The organism is Bartonella sp. MF74HXZ, from assembly GCF_042194445.1.
In the GTDB taxonomy this organism is placed as follows: domain Bacteria; phylum Pseudomonadota; class Alphaproteobacteria; order Rhizobiales; family Rhizobiaceae; genus Bartonella; species Bartonella grahamii.
In genome coordinates this window covers 63,004-69,889 of the sequence record NZ_JBHIMW010000009.1, presented here as the reverse complement: position 1 = coordinate 69,889, position 6,886 = coordinate 63,004, and the positions used below count along the sequence as shown (strand labels likewise).

Here is a 6,886-nt window from a genome sequence, read left to right as displayed (position 1 = left end):
GCAATTGAAGGCGGCATTGGCATCAATGCACAACTGTCTCACAATTTCTCCCTTCATGGTGATGTAAGCTATCAACAGAAGCTTCAGAAAACTGGTATAAGTGGTGCAAACTTTTCAGGTGGAATACGCTATCAGTTTTAAGACAAGGCTGTAAAAATAGCCTATCATTCTATTTAACTTAACAAAAAAGCAGCACAATGTGCTGCTTTTTTTAATCTATGTAAGCTACTATTCCTATCCCTTGAAACTTTTTTCTCCTTAATGATCTTCTTCTCTCCCATTTACACGAGCCGCGCGGCATATTCATTATCGAATTTTTCTATAAAGCTAAGCAAAGTGTATTTTTAAACAATATAAAGAAAACAACATTGGAAAAAATAATGATAAAAGAAGCTCTCTTTTCATACCTTTAATCTGTTTTTTCAATCCATTAGCTTAACACCACCTGTAAGGATTCATTTATATTTCCATGTAGCGTTTTTTAGGCAAAGCATTTTGACAATGCTTATCCCTCTCATTCCATACAATATATTGATTTATAAAGATAATTATTTGTTTTGCATGTTGAATGAGAGTCCTGAATATCGTAGGATTCTCTCATTTCAAACTTGTTTTATATTGAATCAATTAAAAATTTGCTTGCACGTTACAAGCGGGGCTGGCGTGTGAAGCAAAGTTATATAAGAAAAGCTTAAGAAGCCCTATAATGAACTGTCTCAAGAACCAAGAGCTTGTCACAAACATTGGGAGCTAGCAAAGTGTGTGATGGGCTTACTCTTTTATTAAGCGTAAAGGTATAAGCTTGCTCCTTCGTAAGCGTAAAGATGATGAGACTCTATGGCTTTAGCGTTATAGCATTCATGACCACATCGTCGCGAAATAAGCTTTGGTACCCTTAAAGAAAAGTCTCTTTAAAGAAAGCCTGTGAATAGCCCCCTCATCTCTTTTTCTTATAGCAGAGAAAATTTGCTGATCGTTTTGGTGAGTGCATAAAATAATACATCTCAATGCTATAGAGCTTTTATAACGATTATCCTTAATAGACAATTTTAAATATCATACTTCATAGTGTTTTTAGCATAAGCTTGACCAAGCTAGGTTTTATGAAATCCATTGTTCCCGACTTCTTATGATCATTAAAAAATTTTTCTTAAGAAAAACTTCAAATCATAGAGAACACCATAACTATAATTCGTTTTGTTGTTTACAATAAAAACATAATGATATAAAAACTGATTGGGTACTTGCGCCATCAGGGGAATGAAGTAAGCATCAAAGCATACCAAATACTAAAGGCATATCTATGTGTAAGAAATATATTTATAAGAAAAATTTTTTGTTATGTACAATTGCTGGAACTTTCATTTTTTCTCATTTTGCTCCAACTTATGCAAATAGACAACCTCCTGAAATTATAAGTGAGTTTAAAGTGGAGAAAGGAGAAGAGAAAACTCTTGATAACGTTTTTATCCGCAATGGATTGAGCGCAGTGCACGCCTCTGAAAAAGCAATTGCCACAATTACAAACTCAACAATACATTCAGCTTCGTTTGCTTTTGCTGTATCACAAGGTGGACGTATTAATGCTAAAGGAGTAAACGTCAATGCCTTGTATACTGGTCTATCGATTTCAAACGGTATCATTAACATTGAAGATTCATTCATAGAAAGCAAAAAACAATCCGGTATTGTTTTTCATAGCATTTTAGATGTTTTTGTGAAAGATGGTGAAGAAGTTATCAATAAGGCAATTCTTAACAATACAAAGCTTCTTGTGAGAAATGGTGTCGGTATTTTAGGACCATCATCTTCAAAGTCTGTTGCCGAGGTTCAACTTAGAAATTCAGAAATTCGTTCTGATGTACTATTACAAAATAATGTAAAAAAGAAAACAGATTCAGATCCTCATCCTGTGACTTTTGTATTAACCGCCGATAATTCGATTATGGAAGGAAGAGCAAGAACCTTAGCAGTAAATACAACTGTTTTTAATTTAAACAACAATAGCAAATGGTATTTAAATGTAAGTCAATACGACATAAATCGTGATTTTAGTTCATTTAATTATGCACTCCATGACATTAAGCAACGAGCGCTGTCTACCGTTTCAGTACTGAACTTCAATAATAGCTCTATTGTGTTTAATGCGCCACATAGGCTGGCAAAGGGTCAATATCAAACCTTGAGTGTAGGACGAACAATTGAGCTCCCTAAACCACACGAAAACAGGGACTCCGCTATAAAAACCGTTTATAATGCAACAGGCAATGCAAGGATTTATTTCAATACAGAATGGAGTGATGGTTTAAAAAGAGAACAACAAAAAACGGACCGCCTTCTTGTCCATGGAGATGTATCAGGCACCACAACAATTAGTTTCAATAATCTTTCAAAAGGTGAGTCATCAAAAGAAGAAGCTTCTATTCCCGCGAATATGCGTGGACTATCGCTCATTCAAGTATCTGGGAAAACAGATGAAAATGCCTTCAAACTAGCAAATGGCTATGTCACAATGGGCGGTTTGCCTTATAAATATGTCTTAAATGCCTATGGACCAACATCACATCTTGGAGAAGCAGAGAGCACACAAAGCCATTTAGGAGAAGTAACTCAACAATCACAAGAAAAGTCCTCAAAAACCGACACGACCCCCGTTGTATTAGGAGGTGTGGTTTTAAAGGTTGAGAATAATATAAAAGGTGAATCAACAGCAAATTCTGAGCAAATAGGAAGCACACAAAACCATTTGAGAGAAAATCAGAATTTCTGGGATTTCCGCTTGCAAAGTGCAACGCTCGATAATGAAGGAAAGATCAGAGCTCTCGTTCCTCAAGTGGCAAGCTATTTGTCCATGCCTAACGCACTATTCTCAGCTGGACTGGCTGATGTAAACAATCAAAACACTTTACTGAACACGATACAAAAAACAGGCTTTGAGAAAAAAAATCATAAAAACAAAGGGTTCTTCTTCTCGACTTATGGCAATAAGATGACATTATCCTCTCACCGTACGCCATTGCAATATGGCTATGGTGCCGATATTCACTATGCTGCTTTACAAGCAGGCTTTACATTAGTAGCTCTAGAAGATCAAAACATGACTACCAATTTTGGTCTTTTCGGAACATATGGGAAATTAGCTTTCACCCCAAAAGATATGGAAGGTGCTGACAAGAGTACACTCAATAAATGGTCAATTTCTGCATATAGTGGACTGCGCCATAATAATGGTACATATATCCATGCTCTCTTTTCTTATGGAATGCTCAAGGGAGATATCACCACAGCTCTCATAGGAAAGACTGCAGAATTGAAAAACGCTGATACATTCAGTGCATCAGCGACCATTGGACAAAAGTTCGAAACCAGTACGAAAGGATTGGTCTTTGAACCACAAGCACAAGTTGTTTATCAGCGTCTCATGCTTGGCACACTCTCAGATGTCGATGGCTTTGATGTAGATATGGGAAATCCTCATCAATACTTAGTGCGTGTTGGTGGGCGCTTAACACAAACGACGATTTCTATTGAAAAAGGCAGTATTCTTTCTCTCTATGGTAAATTGAATATTATTAAAGCTTTTTCTAACAATGACACCATACAGATTGGTGAATCATTCCACTTTGATTCTATGGGAGCTTCTGTTGAAGGTGGACTTGGTGTGAATGCACAATTATCACAAAATATCGCCCTTCATGCTGATGTTAACTATCAACATAAGCTTCAAAAAACTGGTATATCTGGAGCAAGCTTTTCAGGCGGAATACGCTATCAGTTTTAAGAAAAGGCAAAAAACAATTTATAGTCTATGCATTTTTAATAAAAAAGCAGTACGAATGTACTGCTTTTTTGCAATCTATCGTAAAGAGCCATCAATAACGGTTCTTTCTATACAGCTTTCTTGAAAGGATTAATTTCATTCAAACCAAATGTAACAAAATTCCTTATCTCTCAATGACTGCTGAAGTCTCAAGAGAGCTGCCTTTTTGATTTATAAAAATTGTTGTATATCGGTAAAAAATACAAAATATTTTAGCTTTTTTACATCAAAAAAATTCATAGTGAATAATTCTATATGCAAGAAAAACAACTGAACGATTTTTGTAAATGCACAACAAATCTTCTCCAAAAACTTTGTAGAGTTTTCATAACAACAGCCTTAAGCAATGAACATCCTTGCAAAATATTTTGATCCTTAGCACTTTAAAACAAAAATACTTATCAAGCTAGGTTTTCTGAAATCCATCTTCGCTGCATTGCGCTTTCTATTTTAAAAGCTCTTCTAAGACCAATTTTTAAACGATAAATAACAAAGCATAATATTCGTTTTGTTGTTTACAATAAAAATATAATGATATAAAAACTGATTGGGTACTTGCGCCATTAGGGGAATGAAGTAAGCATCAAAGCATACCAAATATTAAAGGCATATCTATGTGTAAGAAATATATTTATAAGAAAAATTTTTTGTTATGTACAATTGCTGGAACTTTCATTTTTTCTCATTTTGCTCCAACTTATGCAAATAAACAACCTCTTGAGATTCCTACGGTCCAAGTAGCTAATGGAGAAGAGAAGAGCCTTCATAATGTTTTTGTTCGTGGTAAGTATGATGCCGTGGTTGCTAAGAAAGGTCATATTACCATTACAAACTCAGTAATGCACTCAGGCTTTACTTTGCTTTCTGCAACATCAGGTGGTCAAATTAATGCCAAAGGAATTGTGGGAGAGGCAGAAGGGCATGGTTTGTCACTCACAAACGGCACAATCCATATTGAAGATTCAACATTAAAGGTCATAGGCCACAGCAGAGCCTATGGTATCAATTTGGGTTATATTTCAAGTTCTACAATAAAAGAAGGAGAAGAAGTTGTAAACAAAGCAATCCTTAATAATACAAAACTTCTTGTAAACGACGGTGTAGGTATTTTCGGACCTTATTATCCCAAAACGAATGCAGTGTACCTTAAAAACTCAGAAATTCGTTCTGATATGTTATTAAAAAATGAAGTCTCACCCTTCTTCGAGGTTCAACCTGCTACTTTTACATTAGAGGCTGATAATTCGATTATGGAAGGAAGAGCAAAAACGCTTCCTCAAAATACAACGGTTTTCACCCTAAATAATAACAGCAAGTGGCATTTAAAAATTAGTCTATTTGAGTTGGAAAATAGTTTTAGTCTATTTAATTATAAGCTCCTTGATCTTAAGCAACGAGCACAATCTATCGTTTCAGTCCTAAACCTTAATAATAGCTCTATCATATTTAATGCGCCGCATAAACTAGCAGACAATCATTATCAAACCTTGCATGTAGGAAAACATCCACAAAAAGCAGAGCAAAACAGAAGCTCCGATGCAACAACGGTTTACAATGCATTGGGCAACGCAAGAATTTACTTTAATACAGAATGGAGTAATGGTCTTACAAAAGAACAACAAAGAACTGACCGTGTTCTCGTTCATGGTGATGTCTCAGGCACCACAACGATCTATTTCAACAATCTTTCAAAGCATGCAGAACCATTCGATGATGAAGAAGATTCAATTCCTTTGAATATGCGTGGGCTCTCACTTATTCAAGTTTCTGGGCAAGCAAATGAAGATTCCTTCAAACTTGCCCATGGCTACACCACAATGGAGGGTTTACCTTATAAATACATACTCAATGTTTATGGACCAACATCCAGCCGTGGGAAAGCCGATAAGACACAAAGTCATTTAAGCGGAATATTACAAGAATCAAAACAGAAAGATGCACAAAATACCAATGCATCATCCCTTAAAAAAGAAAACAATGGACAAACTCCCTTGGAAGAAAATGAGAATTTCTGGGATTTCCGCTTGCAAAGTGCGACTCTCGATGATGAAGGGAAGATCAAAGCTCTTGTTCCTCAAATGGCAAGCTATTTGGTTATGCATAATGCAATATTCTCCTCTGGATTGGCTGATATAAACAATCAAAATACATTGTTAGATAATATGCACTCAATAGTTTTCGGATTAGAAGGTCATAAACAGAAAAGGATATTCTTATCGACTTATGGAAACAAGATGACGTTATCTTCCAGCCGTAGTCCATTGGAATATGGTTATGGTGCAGATGTTCGTTATGCTGCTATCCAAGCAGGCATGACATTAGCAACGTTAGAAAATCAAAATATAACCGCGAATCTTGGTCTTTTAGGCACATATGGAAAGCTTTCTTTTGCGCCAAAGGATATGGAAGGTTCTGACAAAAGCATACTGGATAAATGGTTCTTTACGGCATATGGGAACCTCCACCATGACAATGGTCTCTATGTTAATGCACTTTTCTCTTACGGCATTTTAAACGGACATATTACAACAGCCCTTATCGGCAACACCACAGAGTTAAACAATACGGATACATTAAATATATCAGCTACCGTTGGACAAAAACTAGCAACTGGTGTTGAAGGGGTGTCCTTTGAACCACAAGCACAACTTATTTATCAACACATTGCATTTGGCACTCTTTCAGATATTGATGGCTTCCAGGTTAATATAAAGACCCCTCATCAATGGTTGGTCCGTATTGGAGGGCGTTTAACGAAAACAATGCTTCCCATTGAAAAAGATCGTGTTCTTTCTTTTTATGGTAAATTGAATGTCATCAAAGCTTTTGGTGAAAAGCGCACTATCGATGTTATTGAATCTTTCTATCTCGATTCTATGGGCTCTTCCCTTGAAGGTGGGCTTGGCATTAACGCGCAACTTTCTAAAAATATCGCACTTCATGCTGACGTTAATTACCAACATAAACTTCAAAAAGCTGGTGTCTCTGGAATTAATTTTTCCGGTGGAATGCGTTATCGCTTTTAGAAATCTTAGCTCTCTATTTTGACGCATAAGCAGCGCTGAG

3 protein-coding genes are annotated in these 6,886 nt (G+C 36.1%); all 3 read left to right on the top strand.

The features are described 5' to 3' along the window. Positions 1 to 141, top strand: a 141-nt coding sequence (locus ACFIJ8_RS07915; RefSeq protein WP_375629646.1) for an autotransporter outer membrane beta-barrel domain-containing protein, incomplete at its 5' end; no start/stop codon positions are given. 1,162 nt (positions 142 to 1,303) lie between these two features. Then, entirely contained in the window at positions 1,304 to 3,781 is a 2,478-nt protein-coding gene (locus tag ACFIJ8_RS07910; RefSeq protein ID WP_375639330.1) for an autotransporter outer membrane beta-barrel domain-containing protein, read from the top strand. 653 nt (positions 3,782 to 4,434) lie between these two features. Next, complete coding sequence (locus ACFIJ8_RS07905) at positions 4,435 to 6,846, top strand: autotransporter outer membrane beta-barrel domain-containing protein (RefSeq protein WP_375639329.1); 2,412 nt, start codon at positions 4,435 to 4,437, stop codon at positions 6,844 to 6,846. The last annotated feature ends 40 nt before the right edge of the window (positions 6,847 to 6,886 follow it).